22 protein-coding genes and 2 pseudogenes are annotated in these 23,746 nt (G+C 68.0%); 9 read left to right on the top strand and 15 right to left on the bottom strand.

Features of this window, described 5'->3' with window-relative positions:
• Nucleotide 1: 1 nt before the first annotated feature.
• The 7 genes from IB230_RS11175 to IB230_RS11145 form a co-directional block, all read right to left on the bottom strand.
• The gene (locus tag IB230_RS11175; RefSeq protein ID WP_192272221.1) at nt 2-1,081 is read right to left on the bottom strand and encodes a cyclopropane-fatty-acyl-phospholipid synthase family protein; all 1,080 of its coding nucleotides are present in this window, start codon (nt 1,079-1,081) and stop codon (nt 2-4) included.
• Nucleotides 1,078-1,875 (bottom strand): DUF1295 domain-containing protein, encoded by a 798-nt coding sequence (locus IB230_RS11170; protein ID WP_192272219.1) that lies wholly within the window; start codon nt 1,873-1,875, stop codon nt 1,078-1,080. Before IB230_RS11170 ends, IB230_RS11175 begins: the two co-directional genes overlap by 4 nt.
• Nucleotides 1,872-3,125, bottom strand: a complete 1,254-nt coding sequence (locus IB230_RS11165) for a cyclopropane-fatty-acyl-phospholipid synthase family protein (RefSeq protein ID WP_192272217.1) — start codon at nt 3,123-3,125, stop codon at nt 1,872-1,874. Before IB230_RS11165 ends, IB230_RS11170 begins: the two co-directional genes overlap by 4 nt.
• Nucleotides 3,122-3,898 (bottom strand): DUF1365 domain-containing protein, encoded by a 777-nt coding sequence (locus IB230_RS11160; protein ID WP_192272215.1) that lies wholly within the window; start codon nt 3,896-3,898, stop codon nt 3,122-3,124. Before IB230_RS11160 ends, IB230_RS11165 begins: the two co-directional genes overlap by 4 nt.
• On the bottom strand, nt 3,895-5,181 hold the full coding sequence (locus IB230_RS11155; protein ID WP_192272213.1) for an FAD-dependent oxidoreductase: 1,287 nt from the start codon (nt 5,179-5,181) through the stop codon (nt 3,895-3,897). The genes IB230_RS11160 and IB230_RS11155 overlap by 4 nt, the downstream gene beginning before the upstream one ends.
• Before the next feature lie 2 nt (nt 5,182-5,183).
• The gene (locus IB230_RS11150; RefSeq protein WP_192272211.1) at nt 5,184-6,137 is read right to left on the bottom strand and encodes an acyl-CoA desaturase; all 954 of its coding nucleotides are present in this window, start codon (nt 6,135-6,137) and stop codon (nt 5,184-5,186) included.
• A gap of 67 nt (nt 6,138-6,204) precedes the next feature.
• The gene (locus tag IB230_RS11145; RefSeq protein WP_192272209.1) at nt 6,205-6,996 is read right to left on the bottom strand and encodes a hypothetical protein; all 792 of its coding nucleotides are present in this window, start codon (nt 6,994-6,996) and stop codon (nt 6,205-6,207) included.
• A gap of 246 nt (nt 6,997-7,242) precedes the next feature.
• On the opposite strand from IB230_RS11145, the gene IB230_RS11140 reads away from it, so the two are divergent.
• From IB230_RS11140 to IB230_RS11120, 5 genes and pseudogenes are all read left to right on the top strand, one after another.
• Nucleotides 7,243-7,767 carry a sigma-70 family RNA polymerase sigma factor gene (locus tag IB230_RS11140; RefSeq protein WP_225589573.1) on the top strand — a complete coding sequence of 175 codons (525 nt, stop codon included), beginning with the start codon at nt 7,243-7,245 and terminating at the stop codon, nt 7,765-7,767.
• The gene (locus IB230_RS11135) at nt 7,764-8,435 is read left to right on the top strand and encodes a ChrR family anti-sigma-E factor (RefSeq protein ID WP_192272205.1); all 672 of its coding nucleotides are present in this window, start codon (nt 7,764-7,766) and stop codon (nt 8,433-8,435) included. Before IB230_RS11140 ends, IB230_RS11135 begins: the two co-directional genes overlap by 4 nt.
• A gap of 220 nt (nt 8,436-8,655) precedes the next feature.
• Nucleotides 8,656-9,573 carry a TIR domain-containing protein gene (locus IB230_RS11130; protein WP_192272203.1) on the top strand — a complete coding sequence of 306 codons (918 nt, stop codon included), beginning with the start codon at nt 8,656-8,658 and terminating at the stop codon, nt 9,571-9,573.
• A gap of 154 nt (nt 9,574-9,727) precedes the next feature.
• Nucleotides 9,728-10,978 (top strand): putative DNA modification/repair radical SAM protein, encoded by a 1,251-nt coding sequence (locus tag IB230_RS11125; RefSeq protein ID WP_192272201.1) that lies wholly within the window; start codon nt 9,728-9,730, stop codon nt 10,976-10,978.
• 9 nt (nt 10,979-10,987) lie between these two features.
• Nucleotides 10,988-11,782 (top strand): annotated as a pseudogene (locus IB230_RS11120) (TIGR03915 family putative DNA repair protein); the annotation flags it as partial.
• A gap of 55 nt (nt 11,783-11,837) precedes the next feature.
• On the opposite strand, the gene IB230_RS11115 reads toward IB230_RS11120, so the two are convergent.
• Both IB230_RS11115 and IB230_RS11110 read right to left on the bottom strand, forming a co-directional pair.
• Nucleotides 11,838-12,848: an aldo/keto reductase gene (locus tag IB230_RS11115; RefSeq protein ID WP_192272196.1), complete on the bottom strand. Its 1,011-nt coding sequence runs from the start codon at nt 12,846-12,848 to the stop codon at nt 11,838-11,840.
• Between the two features lie 46 nt (nt 12,849-12,894).
• Nucleotides 12,895-13,992, bottom strand: a complete 1,098-nt coding sequence (locus IB230_RS11110; protein WP_192272194.1) for an alkene reductase — start codon at nt 13,990-13,992, stop codon at nt 12,895-12,897.
• A gap of 154 nt (nt 13,993-14,146) precedes the next feature.
• Here IB230_RS11110 and IB230_RS11105 point away from each other — a divergent pair, with 154 nt between their 5' ends.
• Entirely contained in the window at nt 14,147-15,064 is a 918-nt protein-coding gene (locus IB230_RS11105; protein WP_192272192.1) for a LysR family transcriptional regulator, read from the top strand.
• Nucleotides 15,065-15,112: 48 nt separating this feature from the next.
• Here the strand turns inward: IB230_RS11105 and IB230_RS11100 are convergent, their stop codons facing one another.
• The 3 genes and pseudogenes from IB230_RS11100 to IB230_RS19710 all read right to left on the bottom strand — a co-directional run.
• Nucleotides 15,113-17,683 (bottom strand): TonB-dependent receptor, encoded by a 2,571-nt coding sequence (locus tag IB230_RS11100; RefSeq protein WP_343227308.1) that lies wholly within the window; start codon nt 17,681-17,683, stop codon nt 15,113-15,115.
• 493 nt (nt 17,684-18,176) lie between these two features.
• The gene (locus tag IB230_RS19715; protein ID WP_225589571.1) at nt 18,177-18,566 is read right to left on the bottom strand and encodes a DUF1428 domain-containing protein; all 390 of its coding nucleotides are present in this window, start codon (nt 18,564-18,566) and stop codon (nt 18,177-18,179) included.
• Nucleotides 18,555-18,914, bottom strand: a pseudogene (locus IB230_RS19710) (DUF1428 domain-containing protein); the annotation flags it as partial. The pseudogene IB230_RS19710 and the gene IB230_RS19715, both read right to left, overlap by 12 nt.
• Nucleotides 18,915-19,052: 138 nt before the next feature.
• On the opposite strand from IB230_RS19710, the gene IB230_RS11090 reads away from it, so the two are divergent.
• Complete coding sequence (locus IB230_RS11090) at nt 19,053-19,784, top strand: hypothetical protein (RefSeq protein WP_192272186.1); 732 nt, start codon at nt 19,053-19,055, stop codon at nt 19,782-19,784.
• A gap of 7 nt (nt 19,785-19,791) precedes the next feature.
• Here IB230_RS11090 and IB230_RS11085 read toward each other — a convergent pair whose 3' ends face one another.
• Nucleotides 19,792-20,892, bottom strand: a complete 1,101-nt coding sequence (locus IB230_RS11085) for a DUF1615 domain-containing protein (RefSeq protein WP_192272184.1) — start codon at nt 20,890-20,892, stop codon at nt 19,792-19,794.
• A gap of 82 nt (nt 20,893-20,974) precedes the next feature.
• On the opposite strand from IB230_RS11085, the gene IB230_RS11080 reads away from it, so the two are divergent.
• Nucleotides 20,975-21,655: a GNAT family N-acetyltransferase gene (locus tag IB230_RS11080; RefSeq protein ID WP_192272182.1), complete on the top strand. Its 681-nt coding sequence runs from the start codon at nt 20,975-20,977 to the stop codon at nt 21,653-21,655.
• A 95-nt stretch (nt 21,656-21,750) separates the two neighbouring features.
• Nucleotides 21,751-22,140 (top strand): STAS/SEC14 domain-containing protein, encoded by a 390-nt coding sequence (locus tag IB230_RS11075; RefSeq protein ID WP_192272180.1) that lies wholly within the window; start codon nt 21,751-21,753, stop codon nt 22,138-22,140.
• A 193-nt stretch (nt 22,141-22,333) separates the two neighbouring features.
• Here IB230_RS11075 and IB230_RS11070 read toward each other — a convergent pair whose 3' ends face one another.
• Together IB230_RS11070 and IB230_RS11065 are read right to left on the bottom strand one after the other, a co-directional pair.
• Complete coding sequence (locus tag IB230_RS11070; RefSeq protein WP_192272178.1) at nt 22,334-22,891, bottom strand: redoxin domain-containing protein; 558 nt, start codon at nt 22,889-22,891, stop codon at nt 22,334-22,336.
• A 53-nt stretch (nt 22,892-22,944) separates the two neighbouring features.
• Nucleotides 22,945-23,703, bottom strand: coding sequence for a hypothetical protein (locus IB230_RS11065; protein ID WP_192272176.1), 759 nt, complete (start codon nt 23,701-23,703; stop codon nt 22,945-22,947).
• Nucleotides 23,704-23,746 lie beyond the last annotated feature (43 nt).

The following is a 23,746-nucleotide window of genomic DNA, read 5'->3' as shown; positions in this document are numbered from 1 at the left end:
GTCAGTGTCCTCCAGGCCGCTGGAACCGGTAGTGCGCGACCAGCCATTCCTGACCGTCGCGGTAGCCGAACAGTTCGGCGCAGGCCATCCAGAACATGCGCCAGCGCTGGTTCCACAGCGGTGCCGCATCGCCATAGGCCTGTCGCAGCACCGCCATCACGGCGTCGCGGTTGGCGTCGTGATTGTCCAGCCAATGATTCGCGGTGCGCTGGTAGTGCGTGCCGTCCAGCAGCCAGCGCTGCTGCAGGTGCAGATGGTCCTGGAAGAACAGCAGCAGGTCGGCCGACGGCATCATGCCGCCGGTGAAGAAGTGCCGACCCATCCAGTTGTCCTCGCCCTGCGTCTCGAACGGATACATCAGGTGGCGATGGACGAAGATGTGCACGAACAGCGCGCCGCCCGGGCGCAGCGCATCGTGGATACGCCGCATCAGCGCGGCATGATTGCTGACGTGCTCGAACATCTCCACCGACACGCAGCGGTCGAAGGCCTGCTCGTCCAGCTGCAACTGGTTGACGTCGCAGGTGATGACGCGGACGTTGTGCAGGCCGCGTTCGTCGCACCGTGCTTCGATGAACCGGCGTTGCGAGTGCGAATTCGATACCGCGGTGATGCGTGCGTCCGGATACCGCTCGGCCATCCACAGCGTCAGTGAACCCCAGCCGCAGCCGAGTTCCAGGATGTCCTGTCCGTCGGCCAGGCCGGCGCGTTCGCCGTACAGCGCCAGCATCGCGTCCTCGGCCTGGTCCAGCGTCTCGTCACCGGCGGGGTAGTAGCAGCTGCTGTACTTCAGCCGGTGGCCGAGGCAGTGGCGGAAAAAATCCGCCGGCAGTTCGTAATGCTGGCGATTGGCCGCATCGGTGTGCATCGCCAGGGCGCCTTGGCGTAGCGCCCACAGCCGGTGGGCCAGCTGCGCCGACTGCGCCGCCTGCCCGCCGGCGCCCTCGTCGCGCAGCCGTTGTGCGCAGAGTTGGCGGATGCCGGCGCGGATCAGCGCATCGGGCAGCAGTCCGCGCTCGGCCAGGCCGAGCAGGCCGGGGGCCGCGCGGTCGGCGGCGAGTTCGTCGACCATGGCATTCATCGCGTCGCCTCCCGGGCGGCAGGTTTGGGAAACCAGGGGAACAGCATGGGTGTGGTGCGCTGGTAGTCGCGGTAGTCCTCGCCGCGCGTGCGCAGCGCCTGCGCTTCGGTGAAGGGAATGCCGCTGATCCAGCGCAGGAACACGAACATCACCAGCGGACCGCTCAACGACAGCCAGAACCACGGTGAACCCACCGCCAGCGCGATGTACGCGAACCAATGCAGCCATTCGAAGAAGTAGTTGGGATGGCGCGAGTAGCGCCACAGCCCTTCGCGGCAAGTGCGGCCGCGGTTCGCCGGATCGGCGCGGAAGCGGGCGAGCTGGCGGTCGGCGAGGGACTCGCCCACGACGCTGGCGATGCCGAGCAAGGCGGCCAGCGCGATCCACGGCCAGAACGTCGCGACCGGGCTTCGCGCCACGGCGGCGAACGGCAGGGCGAACAGCAGCACCAGCAACGACTGCCCGGCAAAGAACAGGTAGAACTTGCCCTGGTGGCCGCGCCAGTGCGCGCGCAGATACTGGTAACGGCCGTCTTCCGGTTCGTGGGTGACGCGCTGCCACAGGTGCAAGGCCAGGCGCAGGCCCCAGCTGCCGCCCAGCACCGCCAGCGCGACGCGCGCCTGCCAGGCGCCATCGCCGCACGCGGCCAGGAAGATCGCGGCGAACCCCACGCACGCCGTCCACACCACATCGACCATGCCGGCATTGGTGTGGCGACGTTGCCACCCCCAGCCGACGGTCATGGCCAGCAGCGACACGCCCCAGACGATCGCGATCGCAGGCAGCAGGTTCATCGTGCCCCCTCGCCGGCATGCGGCGGGCGTTGCATCAGCAGGTGCGACACGCCGATGGAACGCTCCAGGAAGCCGCCTTCGCAATAGGCCAGGTAGAACTCCCACAGGCGGATGAAGCGTTCGTCGAAACCCTGCGCGCGCACGTCGTTCAGGCGGGTCAGGAAGTGGCGGCGCCAGGCCCGCAGCGTGTAGGCGTAGGACAGGCCGAAGTCCTCCTGGTGCAGCACCTGCAGGTCGCTGGAACGGGTCTTCGCGCCATACATCGCTTCCAGCGATGGGATGAAGCTGCCGGGAAAGACGAAGCGCTTGATGAAGTCCACCGAATCGCGCGCCTGCACGTAGCGGTGGTCTTCGATGGTGATGGCCTGCAGCAGCGCCTGGCCGCCCGGTCGCAGCAGCGCGCCGAGTTTTCCGAAGAAGGTGTCGAGGTAATGCGCGCCGATCGCCTCGATCATCTCGATGGAGACCAGCTTGTCGTACGTACCCTGCAGGTCGCGGTAGTCCTGCAGCAGCAGGGTGACGCGGTCCTGCAGGCCGGCCTCGGCCACGCGCTGGGTAGCCAGCGCATGCTGCTCGCGCGAGATCGTGGTGGTGGTGACGTGGCAGCCGTGGTGGCGCGCGGCATGCAGAGCGAAGCCGCCCCAGCCGGTGCCGATCTCGACGACGCGGTCCTCCGGCGACAGCGCCAGTTTCCGGCACACGGCGTCGAGCTTGCGGAACGAGGCCGTTTCCAGTTCCTCCTCCGGCGCGGCGAACATCGCCGACGAGTACATCAGATCCGGCGAAAGGAACAGCGCGAAGAAGTCGTTGCCCAGGTCGTAATGCGCGGCGATGTTGCGGCGGCTGCCTTCGCGCGTATTGCGGCGCAGCGCATGCCAGCTGCGCAGCGCCCAGCCGCCCAGCCGCGCGATGCCGGTCTCCATCCCGTCCAGCAGGGCGCGGTTGCGCACCAGCAGGCGCACCAGCGTGACCAGGTCGTCGCAGCGCCAATGTCCGGCGATGTACGCCTCGCCCGCACCGACACTGCCCTGCGCGGCAACGGCGCGGTAGAAGGCGGGGTCGTCCACCCACAGGTGCACGGGAGGCAACGCATCACCGTTCGCATTGCCGAAGCGGTGTTCGCCCAGCGCATCGCGCACCACCAGCGTGCCGTGGTCCAGGTCGTCGAGGCGGGCGAGCAGCTGCGTGCGCAGCGAGCGGTCCAGCGCGCCGAAGACAACGGGGGTGGAAACGTGGGCGATCTCGTTCATGGGGTTTCGCGGGAGAGGGAAGGGTGGTCGTGGACCGGCGTTCGCTTCAGCCACAGGCGCAAGGCCTGCCAGTGGATGCCGCCGACCACCTGCGCGGTCATCAGCGGATAGCGCCACAGCACGCGCGCGAGCGAGGCGCCCTGCAAGGGTCGCCTCACCAGTGTCAGCGTGGCGTCGAAGGCGCGCCGGCCCTCGCGGTCCACCTGCATGTGCACGCGCAGTGCGTCGTCGGGCGTGCCGAAGCGCCAGCGGTAGGCGCAGTCCATCGGCAGGAAGGGCGAGACATGGAAGGCCTTGTCGAAACCCCATTCCCAGCCATCGCCATGCGGCACGCCCTCGCTCACCGGCAGCACGTAGCTGTGCCGCTCACGCCAGGGCGTGTTGGTGATTTCCGCGACAACCGCGTCCAGCGTGACGCCGTCGGGCTGGAAGCAGTAGTAGAAGCTCACCGGGTTGAAGACCAGGCCGCCGTAGCGCAGATGCGTCAGCAGACGAATAGGGCCCGCCGGGCGCCGGCCCAGCTGCCGTGCCACGCGGTCGCGCACGGCATCGGTGAGTGGCAGGTCGTGCGGCGCGAGATAATCGCTACGACGGAACTCGGCCAGGTTGCGACGATCCATCGACCACAGCCAGCGCCGGTCGAACACGCGGTCCAGTTCGTCCAGGTCCAGGTAGAGCTGCGCCATCCGGTACCGGAACGCATGCGGCCGCGGCGTGTGCCGGCGATGGCGCACCCAGCCTTCGTAGACCGCGCTGGCCAATGGTGCGGTCATGCCGACGCGAACTCGATGCCGAGATCGACGCCTTCGCCGTGATGCCGGGCAAGGAAGGCGTCGACCAGGTCGTGCGCGCTGCGGATGCCGTCCTCGTGGAAGCCCCAGCCCCAGTACGCACCGGCGAACCAGGTGCGCCGGCGGCCCTGGATCTCGGCCTTGCGGCGCTGCGCCGCCACCATCGCGTGATCGTGTACCGGATGGCGGTATTGCATGCGCCGCAGGACGCGCGCGGGATCGATCGCCTCGCTGCGGTTGAGCGTGACGATGAAGGGCTCGGGCGCGTCAACGCCCTGCAGCAGGTTCATGCAGTAGCTGACGGTGCAGGGCGCGTCCGGATCGCGGGGTATGTGCGCATTCCATGCCGCCCAGGCCTTGCGCCGGCGTGGCAGGAGGGACGCGTCGGTGTGCAGCACGGTGTCGTTGGTCTGGTAGCGCATCGCGCCGAGGATCTCCCGCTCGCGTGCGTCGGCATCGCCCTGCAGCAGGGCGAGCGCGGTGTCGCTGTGGCAGGCGAGCACGGCGTGGTCGTAGCGCTCGCGCCCATGCTCGCTGACGACTTCGACGCTGCCCGCATCGCGCCGCACGGCATAGACCGGGCACGACAGACGTTCCTGAACGCGCCAGCGCTCGCGCAGTGCACGCACGTAGGTGGCGGACCCACCGCTCACGACGCGCCACGGTGCGCGCCGGCCCAGCGTCAGCATCCGGTGATTGGCCATGAACTGCACCAGGTAACGCGCAGGGAAATCAAGGATCTGCTGCGGTGGCGACGACCACAGTGCGGACGCCATCGGGATCAGGTGTTCGTTGCGGAACGCCGCGCCATAGCGACCGCTCTGCAGGTAGTCGCCGAGCGTCGGGCCGGGCTCGCTGGTGCTCAGCAGGGCAGGCGCCTCGCGGTAGAAGCGCGCCAGGTCCCGAAGCATGCCGAGGAAGCGCGGCGACACCAGGTTGCGGCGCTGGCAGAACAGCGTGTCCAGGGTGGTGGCGTTGTACTCCAGGCCGGTGCGCTCGCTGTGCACGGAGAAGCTCATCGTGGTGGGCTGCGAGGCCACACCAAGGTCGTCGAACAGGCTGCAGAGACGCGGGTAGTGGTCCTGGTTGAAGACGATGAAGCCGCTGTCGATGGCGTAGCGCCGGCCGGCCTGTTCGACGTCGTGCGTGTGCGTATGCCCGCCGAGATAGTCGTTGGCTTCGTACAGCACGACATCGTGGTGGTGCGACAGCCACCAGGCCGATGCCAGCCCGGCGATCCCCGATCCGATGACGGCGATGCGCATGCTCAGCGCCTCGCCTTCGCCAGCACCCAGGCGGGCACCGGCTTGAGGTCGTGCACAAGCCCGAGCATCGCCAGCAGGCGCAGGCCGTACCAGGTGAGGTCCACTTCCCACCAGCGGAAGCCCTGGCGCGCGGTGCCCGGGAAGAAATGATGGTTGTTGTGCCAGCCCTCGCCGAAGGTCAGCAACGCCAGCCACAGGTTGTTGCGGCTGTCGTCGCGCGTGTCGAAGCGGCGCTTGCCGAAGCGATGTGCCAGCGAGTTGATGGTGACGGTGGCATGGAACAGCACCACCGTCGAGATGAAGAAGCCCCACACCAGCAGTTGCGGGCCGCTGGTGCCGAGCGCAGGCGCGACGCGTTCCAGCCCCTCGCCGAGGCCGTAGAGGCCGGCGGCGAGCAGCACCGGGATCACCGTGTCGTAGCGGTCCAGCCAGCGCAGTTCCGGATAGCCGGCCAGATCGGGAATGCGCGACCAGTCTGTGCGGAAGCCCTCACGGGTCAGGAACCAGCCCGCATGGCTCCACCAGAAGCCGTGCACGTTCGGCGAATGCGGATCCGCCGCGGTGTCGGCATGGCGGTGATGGTTGCGGTGGTGCGCGGCCCACCACAGCGGTCCGCGCTGCACGCTGGCCGCACCGATCAGCGCGAACACGAACTGCACCACGCGCGAGGCGCGGAACGTGCGGTGCGAAAAATAGCGGTGGTAGAACGCAGTGATGGCGAACATGCGCAGCGCGTACAGCGCGACCGCCACGATCACCGCGATCGGCGACACGCCGACCCATAGCACCGCCACGCAGGCCAGGTGCATGCCGAGGAACGGCACGGCACGCAGCCAGTCGATGCGGCGGCCGACGTCGGCATGCCCGTCCACGCGGGCCTCGGTATCGAACCAGCGACGCAGCGTGGCGAGCGCGCGGGTGGCCAGCGGAAGGGAGGGGGAAGCAACTGCCGGCATCGCATGTTTCTCCGCTGCGTTCAGGAGACATACGCAGCGGCGAGCGGATCGGATGCAGCGATATCCTTCAGGACGCGCACTGCGACACCAATGGCGTCGCCAGCGCGGCCTGCAGGGCGCGTGCATCGGCGGGTACCGCCGGCGCGGGGAACGCGATGCGCACGTCCTGGTGCCGTCCCGCCGCATCGCGGATCGTCGCGATGCCGGCGAACTCCAGCAGTCGCCGGTCCGCGCTGGCGTAAGTCAGCTGCATCGTCGGTGCGATGAAGCCGTACCAGCGGTCCAGCCGCATCGACAGGCGCCGCGCGGGGATGCCGTTCCAGCGCACGGCAGGCCCCGGCTCCAGTCGCACCGGCTCGAACGCCATGCGGCTCGGCAGCAGGAAGGGCTGGGTCACCGGGCGGCCGCCCTGCAATGTCGCCCAGTGCAGGCGGACGCTGGCGTCGAAGCCGGCATCGATCACGCCGGCGGCCGGCACCGCGAGCGGTCGTTCCTTCAGCGCGGCTTTCGCACTCGTCCGGACGTAGACCACGCGTCCCTGCGGTCCGCTGCGCACGCCTTCGCGGTAACCATCGCGGGCGTCCTCGAAATCGAAGTCCGGGGCCTGCGCCGTCGTCCGTTCGACCACGGTCTTGCGCGCGAATGCGCGCCCGTCCGGGCAGCGGTACAGCACCAGCCTTCGTGCGGCGCCGTCCTGCCGGTAACGCCAGTGGGACTCGTGGTAGAGCAGTGTCTCGCCTTTGCGGGCATAGGCACGGGCTTCCTGCTGCTGGATCTCAGTGGTCGCCATCGCGGCGTGGCTCAGGGCGATCAGGATCGCCGCACCGACCAGCGCGTGAGGGGAGGGACGTGCGGGCATGCGACCGGTCTCCGGGGGCTTGGTCCGGCATACGGCGACATCGCGCGTCCGGATGCAGATCCGGTCGCGATCCGTCCTGCATCCAAATCGCACGGTGCCCCGTAGAGCCTGCCGTCACGAGCCGCAGCAGGAGCTGGCCTTACCATGCCGTCCGACTTCACCAGGAGACTGTCGCCCCCCGGGGCGGCCCGGACGGTGTCCACGCCCACGCCCGCCCCGCGCGACACCCACGACTGGACCGGCGAGATGGTCGCGGTGGCCCGGCTGCGCGACCGCGCCAGCTTCATGCGCCTGTACGACCACTTCATGCCGCGCCTGTGCCTGTACCTGCGCGGGCTCGGCAGTCCCGAGGCGGTCGCGGAGGAACTGTCGCAGGAGGCGCTGCTGCGCCTGTGGCAACGCGCGTCGATGTATGACCCGCAGCAGGGGGCGGTGTCGACCTGGCTGTTCCGGATCGGCCGCAACCTGCATATCGACCGGGTGCGTCGCGAACCGGGCTGGGTGCAGATACTCGAAGAGGCGCTGCCCGCCAGCGACGAGGAACTGGCGCGTCCCTTCAGCTCGGCCGAGGACTATGCCGAACACGTCCACCTGCAGCGTCGCATCGAGGAGCTGCCCGCCGTGCAGGCGCGACTGATGCGCATGTCGTACTTCGAAGCCAAGAGTCACCAGGACATCGCCGATGAATTGCAGATGCCGCTGGGCACCGTGAAGTCCCACCTTCGGCGCGCGTTCCTGCGCCTGCAGGGTCTGGTAAGAGGTCAGTCGTGAATCCGCACCATCATCTCGATGCGTCCACCGTGGTCAGCTACGCGGCCGGTGCGCTGGCAGTCGAAGTGGCGACCGTGGCCGCCACCCATCTGGAGACCTGCGCGCATTGCCGCGCGCGGGTGGCGGAAGCCGAGCGCGTCGGCGGCCAGCTGATTGAGCACCAGCAGCCGGCCGGCATCGTCCCGGACCGCTTCGCCGACCTGCGCGCGGAGATGCTGCAGCGATTGGACGATGCACCGCCGGCGATCGCGGCCCCGGAGCCGCGCAGCGCGCCCTACGAGGACGACGACCGTTTGCCGACACCGCTGCATCCGTACTTCGGCAGTTCCTATCGCGCATTGAAATGGCGCTGGATGGCGCCCGGCGTGCACTGCATCCGGGCCCCCAACACGAAGACCGGTACCTTGCTGTTGCTGAAGATCGGTCCCGGCCGCAGCATGCCGGTGCACGGCCATGGCGGTACCGAGCTGACCCAGATCCTGCGCGGCGCGTACCACGATGCGCTGGGCCAGTTCGCCCCCGGCGACGTCGCCGACCTCGACAGCGACGTCGAGCATCAGCCCGTTACGGTCCCCGGTGCGGCCTGCATCTGCGTATCCGCCCTGGATGCGCCGCTGCGGTTCCCGGGCTGGCTGGCGCGGAAGCTGCAGCCGCTGTTCAAGCTGTAGGTCTGCGGCACGACGGTGGATCGGGGACACACCGCCGGCCTGCGGAACAGGCGAACGGAAGGCACTGGCCTGGGCTCCGGCTCGCTGGGCGGCCGGCATCTTCCGCTTCTCTGGCACCGTAGATCGGCGCAACACGACATCCGCACAGACCTGCCAGAGTGCCAGGCCGGAATGGCGGTACGCTGCCCGCCCCGGGTAATCCCGCCGCCGGACGCGCGCCATGGCAAAGCCACGCATTTTTCTCGGTTCGTCGGGCAAGCAGGCCAAGCTGCTGCAGGCGCTGACGCGCGGACTGGAAGACGTTGCCGATGTGGAGCCGTGGACCACCACGTTCAATCCCGGCACCACCACATTGGGACGGCTGCTGGAACTGACGCGGCAGGTGGATTTCGCCGCGTTCGTGTTCGCGCAGGACGACTGGACCACGCGCACGCCGGCGGCGGACGAAGCGCTGCCCGGACAGGCATCGCCCCGCGACAACGTGGTGTTCGAAGCGGGTCTGTTCGGTGGCGTGCTGGGCATGCGCCGCACGTTCATCCTGCACGCCAGCGGCGCGAAGCTGCCGACCGACCTGCTGGGCCTGACCTGCGTGCGCTACGAAGGCGCCGGCACCGCTGCGGAAACCAAAGCGATCTGCCAGAAGCTGCGCAGTGCCATCGTCAGCGAAGGCCAGGCGTCGCGCGTCGAGGGGGCATGGTGGCAGTTCTCGCTCACCCAGCGCAGCGAAAAGGAGCCATCGGCGCTCGGGCTGGTGCGCCTGACGCGCAACCGCGTTGGTGCGCTGGAGATGAAGGGCAGTGGCTGGCACGCGGACGGCACGCTGTCGGCGCGCTACTGGAGCGAGGCGGTACGCGAAAAGGAGGACGGCTCCGCCGTCTTCTATTACTGGAGGGGCGAGCGACCGCTGCATCCCGACGCGCCGCAGTTGGAAGGCACGGGCGAGATCCGGCTGGAGTCGGCCGAACGCGCCAGCGGCTACTTCACGACACGTGGCGACGACGTCAACGCGCGGACAGCGGGCGTCTACCTGCGTGCCGAAGCGGACGAGGTCGCGATCCTGGACGGACGCGACGATCGCCAGCGCGTGGCGCTGATCGCGGACAGGCTGGCGCACTGGAAGTCGATCCTCAGCGTGTAGCGGTGCGCAGTCAGGCGCGCGTTGCCGTCTTCACGGACACCCATGGCGCGGCGCTGCCCTCGATGGCGCGCTTTCCGTTCAGATTATCCAGGCCGTGCATTCCGGCGCGCCGTTTCGTCTCATCGCTTGAGCGCGCGCCGGATACCATGTCGCCATGCAACTGAAAGACAAGCTCGCGATCCTCGCCGATGCGGCCAAGTACGATGCATCGTGTGCGTCCAGCGGCGCAGGCAAGCGGCATTCGCTGGGCAAGGGTGGGATCGGCAGCACCGAGGGCATGGGCATCTGCCACTCGTACACGCCGGATGGACGCTGCGTGTCGCTGCTGAAGATCCTGCTGACCAACTTCTGCATCTACGACTGCGCCTACTGCGTCAATCGCGTGTCGAGCAACGTGCCGCGCGCGCGTTTCGCCACCGCCGAAGTCGTGCGGTTGACGCTGGAGTTCTACAAGCGCAACTACATCGAGGGCCTGTTCCTCTCCAGCGGCATCATCCGCAACGGCGACTACACGATGGAGCAGATGGTCGAGGTCGCGCGCAGCCTGCGCGAGGATCACCGCTTCGCCGGCTACATTCACCTGAAGACGATTCCGGAAGCGTCGCCTGAACTGCTCGCGGCGGCTGGCCGCTATGCCGATCGCCTGAGCATCAACGTCGAGCTGCCGACCGAGGCCGGCCTGAAGCAGCTCGCGCCGCAGAAGGAGGCGCAGGGCATCCGCGATGCGATGGGCGAGCTGCATTGGCGCATCCAGGCGGCGAAGCCCGACAAGAAGGAGGCACAGCCGAAGCGGAAGCGCCCCCCCAAGTTCGCACCCGCGGGGCAGAGCACGCAGATGATCGTCGGCGCGGATGCCGCCGACGACCGCGCGATCCTGGCCAGTAGCGATGCGCTCTATCGTCAGTTCCGCATGCGCCGCGTCTACTACTCCGCCTTCAGTCCGATTCCGGACGCATCGACGCAGCTGCCGTTGCGCGCGCCACCGCTGCAGCGCGAGCACCGCCTGTACCAGGCCGACTGGCTGCTCCGCTTCTACGAGTTCGACGTGAAGGAAATCGTCGAAGAGACCGGCACGCAGGGCGGCATGCTCGACCTGGACATCGATCCGAAGCTGGCCTGGGCGCTTCGCCATCCGGAGCGGTTCCCGGTCGACCTCAACAGCGCGCCGCGCGAGATGCTGCTGCGCGTACCGGGCCTGGGTGCACGCAACGTGCAGCGCATCGTCGATTCGCGCCGGCAGGGCAGGTTGCGCGTCGCGGATTTGGCGCGCCTGCGCGCGCCGCTGCAGAAGGTCCTCCCGTTCGTCATCCTGCTCGACCACCATCCGCGTCAGCGCCTCGACGATCCGGTGCGGCTGCGCAGCGAACTGGCGCCGGCGCCGCGCCAAGCCGACCTGTTCGGTTGAGGCGTCGGGATGTTCCGTGCGACCGTGATGCCTGCGTGGGACCTGGATGCGTGGCGCGTGCAGGCGCGTCATGCCTGGGAAGCGGAGCTGCCGCCGGAATCCGTGGAGTGGCAGGCCGATGCGCAGGGCGAGTTGCTCGCGGCGTCCGCCGTGACAGACCAGCCGGTGATCCGGAAGGGACTGTCGGTGCCGGCGGAGTTCATGGCGTTCGCGGCGTCGGTGCTGTGTCATCGCGATGTCGGCAGGCACGCGTTGCTCTATCGCCTGCTGTGGCGGATCGGCAACGGCGAGCGTGCGCTGCTGGATCGCGCCACCGATGCCGACGTACATCGCGCCACCCGCTGGTCACAGGCGGTGCGCCGCGATAGCCACAAGATGAAAGCGTTCGTGCGTTTCCGCCAGGTCGACGGCGAGGACAACACCTACATCGCCTGGTTCGAGCCCGACCACTACATCGTTGATCGGGTTGCGCCGTTCTTCATGCGCCGCTTCGCCGGCATGCGCTGGGCGATCTTGACGCCGTACCGCAGCGTGCAGTGGGACGGTGCCGATTTGTGGGCCGGCGAGGGTGCGCAGCGTTCCGATGCACCGGCCGACGATGCCGAGGACGCGCTGTGGCGTACCTACTACGCCAACATCTTCAATCCGGCACGACTCAATACCCGGATGATGCGGCAGGAGATGCCACAGAAGTACTGGAAGCACTTGCCGGAGGCCCATCTGCTGCCGGACCTGATCCGGGAGGCCGGCCGTCGCGTGCGCGATATGGACGAGCGCGAAGCGCAGGCACCGCGTCGGCGCATCCAGGAACGCAAACCGCCCTCGCGTTGACGAGGGCGGTGGGGAACGGACGGTCGGATCAACCTTCGGGCAGCGGCGCCTCGGGATGCACCAGGCCCGCGCTGCGCATGTCGCGCCAGAAGCCGGCGGGGACGACTTCCTTCAGTGCCGCGCTGTCCTCGGCGATGCGGTCGGGCTTGCTGGCGCCGGGAATGACGGCCGCGACGGCGGTATTCGCCAGCGCGAACTGCAGGCCGGCGGCCTTCATGCTGATGCCGTAGCGGTCGGCGAGCGCCTTGATGCGCGCCACCTTGTCGAGGATCTGTGGCGTGGCCGGCGCGTACTCGAAGTTCGGACCGCCGACCAGCGCGCCCGAGCTGTAAGGGCCGCCGACCACGATGCCGAGGCCGCGTTCCGCCACCTTCGGCATCACCCGCTGCAACGCGCGTGCGTGGTCGAGCAGGGTATAGCGGCCGGCGAGCAGGAAGCCGTCGGGACGCGGTCCTTCCAGTTCCAGCAGCAGTTCGATCGGCTCGACGCGGTTCACGCCCAGGCCCCACGCCTTGATGGCGCCTTCATCGCGGAGACGATCGAGCGCCCTGAAGGCACCGGTGCGCGCCTGCTCGAACATCGACAGCCAGTCGTCGCCGTAGAAATCCTGCGCGATGTCGTGCACCCATGCGATGTCGATGCGGTCGGTCTTCAGCCGCTTCAGGCTGTCGTCGATCGAGCGCAGGGTGGCGTCGTAGGAATAGTCGTTGACGATCCTGTTGGGACGTCCGTACTTGAAGACGTCGCCTTTCTCGCCGAGGTCGCGGGCGCTGATCTCCTCGACTTCGTCCAGGATCAGCCGGCCGACTTTGGTGCTGATGACGTACTGGTCGCGTGGCTTGTCGGCCAGCGCGTCGCCCATGCGGATTTCCGCCAGCCCGGCGCCGTAGAAGGGCGCGTTGTCGAAGTAGCGGATGCCGTCGTTCCAGGCGGCCTCGACGGTGGCGCGCGCTTCGGCTTCCGGAATGTCGCGGAACATGTTGCCGAGCGGTGCGGTGCCGAAACCGAGCTTGCCGGGAAGCAGGTCGTGGAGGGACATGGTGGACTCCTGAGGGATCGAGATGGAGGGGATAGGGATGTCGGGATCAGGCCGCGTGCGCCTGCGGGGCAGTGAACTGCGTATAGCCTTCCGCACCGCCGCCGAAGTAGCCGGCCGTCGGCGCGTCGAACAGCGGAGCGTCTTCGCGCAGGCGTTCGACCAGGTCGGGGTTGCCGATGAAGGGCTTGCCGAACGCGATCATGTCGGCGCGGCCGCTGGCGGTGGCGTCGAGCGCGCGCTGACGGTCGTAGCCGTTGTTGGCGAGGTAGGCGCCGCCGAACGCATCACGCAGCGCCTTCACATCGAAGTCATCGGCGCCGTTGCCGGCGTGCAGCTGGCCTTCGACCACATGCAGGTAGGCCAGGCCCATTTCGCCGAGGCGGCGCGCCACGTAGAGGTGCGTCTCCATCGTGCGGCTGTCCAGCGGCGTGTCGCCGACCGCGGTGGACAGCGGCGACAGGCGCAGGCCCACGCGATCCGCGCCCCAGACGTCGGCGACCGCAGCGGTAACCTCAAGCAGCAGCCGTGCGCGGTTCTCCAGCGAGCCGCCGTAGCGGTCGTCGCGATGGTTGGTACTGTCGCGCAGGAACTGTTCCAGCAGGTAGCCGTTGGCGGCGTGCACTTCCACGCCATCGAAGCCGGCGCCCTTCGCCCGCTGTGCGGCCTGGCGGTAGTGGCCGATGATGCCGGCGATCTCGTCGGTGGCCAGGGCGCGCGGCATCGACGGCCGCACGTGGCCGGCTTCGGTGAAGACGCTGCCGCCGGCCTGGATGGCCGAGGGGGCGACAGGATCGGCGCCGCCTTCCTGCAGGCTGCTATGCGACATGCGGCCGACGTGCCAGAGCTGCACCACGATGCGCCCGCCCCGGGCATGCACGGCGTCGGTGACCGGCTTCCACGCCTCGACGTGGGCATCGGTGTAGAGGCCCGGCGTGTAAGCATAGCCGCGGCCCTGACGGGAGATGTTGGTGGCCTCGGTGATGATCAGCCCGGCCGAGGCGCGCTGGCCGTAGTAGTCGATGGCCAGCGGCGTCTGCACGCCATCCATGCCGGCGCGCGAGCGGGTGAGCGGCGCCATGGCGATGCGGTTGCGGACCTCGATGGCGCCGAGGCGGGTGGGGGAGAACAGGGCGGCGGATGACATGGCAGGCTCCAGACGGGCGGTGTAGTGAGGAGAGCGGAGGCGCCTTCGGTTACCGGTCCGGCGCCTCGCCGGGATGGATACAGCCTGCGCGCCGCCAAGGCATTCGGCCAATTTATTTGTTGAATTCCAGATATATGGAATTCAATATGACTGCATGCGCTACGACCTCAACTTGCTGCCCGTGTTCCTGGCGCTGATGGACGAGCGCAACGTGACCCGTGCGGCCGAACGGCTGGGCATCACCCAGCCCGCGCTGTCGAACGCATTGGTGCGGTTGCGCGAGATGCTGCAGGACCCGCTGTTCATCCGTGAGCGCTACGGCATGCAGCCGACGCAGAAGGCCATCGAGCTGGCGCCCGGCATCGCCGCGGCGCTGGCGCAGCTGGATGCGGCGGTGCTCGGTCAGCGCCACTTCGATCCGGCGAAGGAAGAGCGGCTCTTCACCCTGGCGCCGAACAGTTATTTCGAGTTCGTGCTGGTGCCCGCCATTGCGGCGCGGCTGCGCGCGCGCGCGCCGGGCATTCGCCTGCGCCTGGTCCCGTTCGGTACCGACCTGGCCGAGACCGGGGCGATGTCAGGCGAAACCGCGATGGTGTTGGGGCGGTTCGTCGAGCCCCCGGACAATCTGGTGGTGCAGCACCTGGGCGACGATGGTGTCGCCTGCGTGGTGCGGGCCGATCATCCGGTGGTCAACAAGCGCCTGTCGAAGGCGCAGTACGAACAGTTGCGGCACGTCAACGTGGTGCCGCCGGGCAAGCTGCGCGCCGGCCTGTTCCAGGCCCTGGAAAAGCAGGGGCTACGGCGCGACGTCGCCGTGTCGGTGACGCATTTCCTGTCGATTCCCGAACTGGTGGCGGCCACCGACTACTGCGCCACGCTGCCGAAGCTGATCTGTGCGCAGCTGGCGCGCGATCCGCGCCTGAAGGTACTGCCCACACCGGTGGATCTGGGCACGTTCCCGCTGGAGATGGCGTGGCATGTGCGCTACCGCCACGATCCGGCGCACCAGTGGCTGCGCGCGCTGGTCGCGGAGGTGGCGAAGGATGTCGCGCGAGGGGCGACGCCCGGCTGATCCGGAAGCCGGTGCCCACGCGGACACCGGCTCCGGTCTACTGCATTGTCAGAACTTCCAGCCCACGCGGGCGTAGTAGAAGCCGCCGTTGAAGCCGTACGGCGAATGCACCGGATACGCCGCACCGGCGACCGCCGCGCCCCACGGATTGTCGTCCGGGGTCTCGTCGAACAGGTTCTGCGCACCGACGTTGACGTACAGGCCCGACGGGAACGTCCAGCCCACCTCGGCATCGACGATCACCTTGCTGTCTTCGTAGATCGGTAGGCCGCCGTCTTCGACCAGGATGGCGCCGCTGTCCAGATGATCTTCGTACCACGAGCCGTAGTAGCTGAGGCGCAGGTTGGCGTGGAAGATCTCGCGCTGGTGGTTGACGCTGAAGTAGCCCTTGGTCTTCGGCAGCGACTCCTCGATCTTGTAGACGCGGGCCTCGTTGATGAAGTTGGCGTCGTAGCGGTCCACCTCGGACTTGTTCCAGTTCGCCGCCAGCGCATACGTCGTCTTGCCGCCGAAGTGCCCGGTCTCGACGCTGGTCACCACGTCGACGCCGGTGGTGGTGGTGTCGAAGGCGTTGCCGAAGTAGGTCACCGAGTTGAGCGAGGCCGCTTCCGGATTGCCCGAGGCCACCAGCGCCGCGCGCTCGGCGTCGGTCAGCTCGAAACTGGTGCTCAGCGCGATGCGGTCCTCGACTTCGATGTGGTAGCCGTCCACCGTCACCAGCCAGTCGCCACTGCTCCATACCAGCCCCAGCGACGCGCTCCTGGATTCCTCGGGCGTGAGCGCGCGGGATCCCTTCAGCTGGGCGATGGGATTGGTCGGCGGCAGCGTGGCGATGTCGATCAGCGCGCTGCCTTCGAACGCCGTGGTGATCTGGCTGATGTTGGCCTGGCCGGGCGTGGGCGCGCGGAAGCCGGTGTTGAGGGCGCCACGCAGGGCGAACGTGTCGGTGACGTCGAAACGACCGGTCAGCTTGCCGTTGGTGGTGCTGCCGAAGTCGTCGAAGTCCTCGCGACGCACGGCGGCGGCCAGCAGGAACTGCTCGGTGAACTGTGCTTCCAGATCGAGGTAGACCGCCCAGTTCCTGCGATCCCATTCGCCGGCCGTGCGCGGGCTGAAGCCGTTGAAGCCGTTGGAACCCAGCGCGAAGCCCTGCTGCGTCAGCGGGCCGATGGCGGTGGACGGACCGTCGCCGGACTTCACCTCGAAGCTCTCCTCGCGCCATTCCGCACCGGCCGACAGGCGCAGCGGTTGTGCGGTGAACGTGGTCTCGATGTCGGTGCCGACGTCGAAGTTCACGCCTTTCTCGGTCTGTGAGTTGCCGCCGGGATGGAAGCGCAGGCCGTCGGGCTGCGCCGCGCCGAGCGACGCGTTGACCGTGTTGTAGATGGTGAAGTCGATGTCGTTGCGGCCGTAGGTCACGCTGGCATCCCAGTGCCACGCGTTGCCCCACGTGCCCTTGACGCCGCCGACCACCGAGACGTCCTCCAGCGAGCCGCCGAAGCGTGGCGTGAAGCCGCCCGGCAGCGACGACAGGAAGGTGAAGCAGTTCGACGGCAGGGCCGCCACGGCCGTGCTGACCGTGCTGTACGGGATGAGGTTGCCTGCGCCGTCGCGCAACGCAATGGTCGGACAGGTGCCGACCCCCGTGGTGTTGCCGATCAGCAGCGTTTCGCCGCCATCGTTGGAGTACACGCCGGAGCGCGCGGTCGGGTCGCGGAAATAGAAGCCGCCATCGATGTCGCGCTGCGCGTAGTTGCCGAACAGGTAGACATCGACGCTGTCGCCGCTGATGCCGAGGTTGGCGACGAACTTGATGTCGTCGTTGACCTCCGGCGAGCCCCAGATCTGTGCAGGGTCCGGCACGCCCGGATAGCCCGCGGCGATGGCGGCTGCGGCGTCGTTGCGCTGCACGCTGCGCGAGGTGTCGTCGGCATTGCGCCATTCCGCGGTCAGCGTGGCGTAGCCGCGTGCGGTCAGCGGCAGGCCGATCTGCGCGGTGTACTGGGTGGTGAAGCCGTCGCCTTCGTAGTACTGGCCGGCGAACGCCTCGAACGCGCCGCCTTCGCTGATCTTCTTCAGGCCGAAGTTGATGACGCCGGCGATGGCGTCGGAGCCGTACTGCGCCGCCGCACCATCGCGCAGCACTTCCACCTGTTCCAGCGCCATCGACGGGAATACCGACAGGTCGGGGCCCTGCGAACCGTCCGACAGGCCATGGCCGAGGAACGTGATGACGGCCGAGCGATGGAAGCGCTTGCCGTTGACCAGCACCAGCGTGTTGTCCGGCGGCAGGCCGCGCAGGTTGGCGGGACGCACCAGGCTGGCGGCATCGTCGATCGGAATGGTACTGACGTTGAACGACGGCACCAGCACGCGCAGCTGGTCGAGCGCATCGGTCGCGCCCTGGTTGCGGAATTCCTCGGCGCTGATGATGTCGATCGGCACCGCGGACGTGGACACCGAACGCGGCAACCCACGGCTGCCGAGCACGGACACGGTGTCGAGCGTGGTGGCCTCCTCGGCCGGTGGCGTGGCGGCTGGCGCGGCCGCCGGTTCCGCCGTCTGGGCGGCGGCATGGCTGCTGCCGACCACGGTGGCGGCGATCAGGGCCCATCTCACTGCGGACGCCAGCGGCGTCCTGGAAACACGTGCGTACGGCTTCTCTCTCTTGCCCATGCGTTGCGCCCCTGAATAGTGCGTTGGAAGTGGTGGATCTCTCTTGTGTGCGGGCAGCAATGGATGGCGTGCTGTCCCAGGCACAGCGGTAACCGGCGTAACGCCGTCGTACGACGGCGTCGCGTTACCGCAATCACCTTAGGCGGCAGCGAAGTGCTTGAAGTGAGTCGACGATCACAGGGCGAGGCGCAACGACGCGAAAGTAATTCGCGTTATGTCCTGAATGCCGAAGTTTCCATACGCTTTTCGCGCTGCGCACTGGCGTGGTGCACGATGCGCCAGCATCGTGCATGTGTCAGGAAATGCGGGGATACACGTGTACGCGAACGTGCAGCGATGGCATCGGTCGTGAGCGACGTGATGACAGTGTGAAGTTTTACGCGCGAGTACCACTAGGGATGCCGGGGCGACATCGGCGCCCACGGCATCCTTCGGGTCATGCGTGCAGTTCGACCACCGGCGTAAAGCCGCCGAAGATCATGCGCTTGCCATCGAACGGCATCGGCGGATTGTCCTGGTTGGCCGGATCCATGCGCGGGTCTTCCATCATCTTCTTCATGCCGGCATCGCGCGTGGCCTTGTCGGGCCATTCGACCCACGAGAACGCGACGGTCTCGTCGTCCTTCGCCTGGACGGCACGATAGAAGTCGGTCTGCTTGCCGCGCGGCACATCATCGCCCCAGCCTTCGATGATGCGGGTCGCACCGAAGTCCATGAAGACCTTGTCGAACAGCGTGGCGTGCTCGGTGAACGCGGCCTTGGCCTGGGTGGGAACGGCAAGCACGAATCCGTCCACATAGGGCGAGCGCGCACCGTTCTTGCCCAGTTCCAGTGCCGGCACGAAGCCGCCGTAGATCAGCCGCTTGCCGTCGAACGGCATCGGGTTGTTCTCCGGCGACATGCGCGGGTCGTCCATCATCTTCTTCATGCCGGCATCGCGGGTGGCCTTGTCGGGCCATTCGATCCACGAGAACACCACGCTCTCGTCTTCCTTTGCCTGCACGGTCTTGCGGAAGTCGGTGACCTTGCCGTCCGGCACGTCCTCCTCCCAGCACTCCATCACGCGCGTGGCGCCCTGCTCGATGAACACGGGATCGCCGAGACTCGCGTGGTCGATGAACTTCTGCTTGTTGGCGGTGGGCACGGCGGCCACGAAACCATCGATGTACGGCATGGAAACCTCCGGGAATGCGGCACCGGAATGGCGCCTTCCTGAACGCGACGAGCGGGCGACGCGGAATTCGACAGGCGGCTGTCCGGTGCCGATCCGGTGGGGCGTTCAACCTGCCACGATCAACAGGAAGGTGGCGTGATGGCGGTTTCTTCAACAGGCGCGGTCCCGCGCCGGCCGGGTCTTTGGGGCGTCGGCAGTGGTGTGTGGATGTGGGGCCTGCTCGCGCTGGCGGGACTGGGCTTCTGGAAGACGTACTTCAGCCGGCTGGGCCTGGCCGATGCGGTCACCCATCTGCATGCCGGCCTGATGCTGGCATGGATGGCGATGCTGCTGGTGCAGTCTTGGCTGATCCGGACACGGCGCGTGGCGCTGCACCGGCAGATCGGCCAGTTCTCCTATGGGGTGATGCCCGGCGTAGTGCTGACCGCGTTGTGGCTGTCGCATCTGCGCATGGCGGCGGCGCCCGCGGAGATGTTCGGATTGCAGGCCATGTTGCTGTACCTGGGCATGGCGGCATCGCTGATGCTGGCGCTGTTCTGGGGGCTCGCCATCCGCCATCGGCGCGACCCGGCACGGCACGCGCGTTACATGGTCGCCACGGCGCTGGTGATGATCGATCCGGCGATGGCGCGCCTGGTGCTCGCGCTGTTGCCGGAAGGGGTGCGCTTCAATCCTTCGTGGGGCGGTTACGCAGTGACGTTCGTCGTGCTGGGGTTGTTGATGGGGTTCGAACGCCGGACGCCACATGGACGCGGCGTGTTCCCGTTCGTCACCGCGGTCTTCGCGATCAACTTCGTCCTGATGCACCTGGTGCCGGGTACGCAGGAATGGCAGACGTTCGCGCGCTGGTGGGGTACGTTCGGCGGCTGACGCGCCCTCAGCGTTGCAGGCAGTTCCGGTAGCGTTCGTCCACCCGCGTGGCGAACCAGGCGGTGGTCAGTTCGCGGGTGATCTTGGGGCTTTCCAGCCGGATGCCCGGGATGATCGCGCGCGGCAGCGGTTTTCCTGCGCGCGCTTCGGCCAGGGCGTAGACCCGCGCGTACAGATCGGTGTCGTCGAAATCGAGCCGGCTGCCGCGCTCCAGTGCGTCGCGGATCGCGCGCTCGTCCATGCGCAGTGCGCCGGCCAGCTGGCGTACGGCACGTTCGGTCTGGCCCGGTTTGTCCAGCGGCGCACCGGGCGTGAGCAGGTCGCCATCGAGCGCGAGCGTGGCGCCGGCCGCGACGCCGACCGCGCTCTGGAACGCCGCATTGCGGCTGGCGTACCAGCCAGCGTTGTAGTCGGCGAAGCGGTGCACCTTGCGCGTGTAGGGCGTCTGGTAACCCAGCAGATGGGCGATGCCGAAGTACAGGCCGCCGCGCCGGGTGAACACTTCGTCGCGGATGCTGCCGTCGACCGGATAGGGATAGCCGGCGGCCTTCGATTCGGCGAACGGAATGCCCACCTGCATCGGTCCGCCGGTCTGCACCGGGTTGTAGTCGGTGAACAGGCGCTTGCCCAGCGGCACGCTGCCGATCATGTCCTCGTAGATGTCGCTGAGGTCGCGCTCGGTGCGCACCACGCGCAGGCGTTCCGCGTAGGTGCGTCCGTCCGGTGAGCGCAACGCCAGCGCGGCGTCGCCGAGGAACCTCGGCACGTGCATGGCCGCGGCGCGACGGTCGATCTCGCCGCGCGCGATCTTCGGCAGGTTGGCGACGGCGGGATTGGCGACGTAGCCCGACTCCTGTTCGGTGACCGCCAGCACCGCGCAGATGTTCTCGCTGTTCGGTGCGATCCGCTGCGCGGCAAACGCGGTCTCGATGTCGGCCGCCCACCGTTCGCGATCAGCGACCTTGGCGGGCATACGTCGCACGATCTCGCTGCGGGTGTCGGCAGGCGGTCGCGTGGGTGCAGGCGGGGCGGTCACGCAGCCGGCCAGCAACAGGACCGAGGCAATGGACACGGCGCGAAGGGACCGGAGAACGGGCGAGGTCGTCATGCGCGCAGCATACGGAGCACCATTGCCGGATGCACCACAGGTCCACGCGTGGATAATCGTGGTTCCCCCGGCACACACGCCCATGACCACCACCCTCGACAACCCGTTCTGGTCCGCTCTGGATTCCATCCACGGCGACATCGCCCTGCATGCCGGCGACGTGGCGCGCTACCCGGCCGTCTATGCCCCGTTCCTGGGGGTCGCGTCCGCCGACGTCCCGACGGAACGCGCGCTCGACACGCTGGTGGCCCCGGGCGAGTCGGTGTACCTGATCGGGATCGCGCCATCGCGACACGAAGGCTGGAATCTGCAGGCCTTCCGCCCGCTCGCGCAGATGGTGTGCGACGCGCCGCTGGTGGTGGGCGAGGGTCCGGACATCGTGCCGCTCGGCGATGCGCAGCGCAACGAGGTGCTGGCGCTGACCGCGCTGGTCTATCCGCACTACTTCCGCGAACGCACGATGGAATTGGGGCGCTACTTCGGCATCTACGAGGACGGCCGACTCGCGGCGATGATCGGTGAACGACTGGGCAATGCGGACAGCCGGGAGATGAGCGCCATCTGCACGCATCCGGACTTCAACGGCCGCGGCTATGCGCGCCGCCTGACGACGTGGCTGACCAATGAAACGCTGGCGCGCGGCGTGCAACCGTTCCTGCACGTCAGCCACGAGAATCCGCGCGCGAAGACGCTGTACGAACAGCTCGGCTACCGGGTGCGTCGCGATATCGGCTTCTGGTCGCTCACGCGCGAGGAGCGCTAGCGCGTGCCGGCACGGTGCAGCTTCGTGAAGCGGATTTGACGCACGGTGCCGCCGGCACGGGCTAAGGTCGCGGCTGGTTTTCATGGAGCCCGCGCATGATCGACATCCTGGCGAGCCCGCCGCACGTCGCGGCATACCGGTTTACCGACGAACTCACCGGCGCAGATTACGACGCTTGCATCTCCGACATCGAATCGCGGCTGGCGCGCTTCGAGCGCATCGCCGTGGTCAGCGACATCAGCGATCTGCATGGGCTGGCGCTGGAAGTGATCGGCAAGGACCTGCGCTACGCGCTGTCCAAGCGCGGCGAGTACGACCGCTTCGCGCGCGCTGCGGTGGTCACCGACAAGCGCTGGCTGGTGACGGTCACCGGACTGGCCGACAGGGTGATGCCGAGGACGGAGATGCGGACTTTTGCGCCCGAGGAGCGGACCATGGCCCTGTCGTGGGCGGCGGAGCTGGATCCGGCGGCGCCGGCGTCCTGACAGCTCAGGGAAACAACGCCCCGCTGAGCACCGCAAGCGTCATCCCCAGGCCCATGAAGGCCAGGCGGTGCAGCAGCGAAAAAGGGGCCGGGGCGCGGTGCATGGTGCTATCCAAACCTGAGTGGCGCGAACGCGCCGTGAAGCCCCTGTGACCACTTGAACGCGGCGGTCACGGAGGACCGGCCAACAGGCCTCAGCCCGGGATCGCACAACCATTCGCATCGCAGCCGGCGTCCGCCCGCGGGGGCGATTGCGTCTCTTCGCTGGCTGCGAAAGCTTCCGCTTCGTGCACCAGCGATGCGATCTGCGCGCCCAGCACCAGATCGCTGACCTGGCCGAAATGCTGGTGGCGAAGGCGGCCCTGCGCGTCGATCACCAGCAGGGTCGGCGTGCCGCGCATGGCGTAGGCCTCCATCGTCTGCGGAATCGGTCCGCGCATGCCGGGCCGATCCACGCCGACGGGGAACGCGATGCGGTACTCGTGCAGGAAGGCTTCCAGGGCGACCGGCGTCATCGCCGCGTGGTGCTCGAAGACGGTATGCAGCCCAATGACGGCGACCTGGTCGTGCGGGAACGTGGCGTGCACGCGCGCGGCTTGGGGCAGGCCGTGCGCGACGCATCCGGGGCAGAGCATCTGGAAGGCTTCCAGCACGACGACCTTGCCGCGCAGGGACTCCAGGGTGATGGCGTGGGGCGTGTTGAACCAGCGGTCCACCTGCCAGGGTGGCGCCGGACGATCAATGAGGTTCATGGGGGTTGTCCGGTAGGGTCGCGCCGGCCCTGTGCAGGCCGGCGCGGGAGCGGTTACTTGTTCGGCTTGCCGGGCAGGCTGAGATTGCCGGAGGCGACCTTGAACACGTCCACCACGCACAGCAGCGGTGCATGCACGCTGGCATTGACGCGCAGGCCGGAGGTCACACCGTCGAAGCTGCCGGCGGTGACCACGCCGATGTCGTCGAACGGCACTTTCACTTCCACCGTCTCCGCGTTGAGCGTCGGGCTCCAGCCCGGGCTGTCGAGCAGGATGGGGAAGCCCGGCCACGTCTTCGGCAGGCGCGGCTTGCTGCCTTCCGGAATGTCGACCACGCCTAGCGCACCGGGACCGCAGGCCTCGTTCGGCTGCAGCACGACCCAGTGGCTGTGCCAGAGGTCGCCATCGTTGTCGAGCTTGCCGTCGCCGTTCTCGTCGTACAGCGGCGTGTCGTCGAAGTCGGGATGTGCGGTGACCGCCATCGCTAGGATGCCGGCGCCTTTCTCGAAGCCGACTTCGTAAGGGTCGATGGTGGTCGGCCACACGTAGGAAAACACATCGCTGCCGGCCAGTTTGCCGGTCGCCGCCGGCGTGGTCTTGCCGGCCTTGCCGGAGACGGCCATGTGAAAGGTGGCGATGTTCTTTTCGGTGGTGATCTTGGTGTGGACGATGTCGAAGTCGGCCGTCACGGCCTTGTTCGCGGCGGATGCGATGCCGCCGGTGTGGGCTTTGCCGTCGTGGGCGTGCACGCCGCCGATGGCCAGCGCGAGCGCGGCGGCCAACGCGAAACGTCGGGAGATGTTCTGGCGCATAATCGAATTCCTCTTGCTTGCTCTCGTAGGGTGGGTGGGGGGT

This window comes from Pseudoxanthomonas sp. PXM01, assembly GCF_014851815.1.
Lineage (GTDB): Bacteria > Pseudomonadota > Gammaproteobacteria > Xanthomonadales > Xanthomonadaceae > Pseudoxanthomonas_A.
The sequence above is the reverse complement of the archived record's forward strand: the minus strand, read 5'-3'. Positions and strand labels throughout refer to the sequence as shown.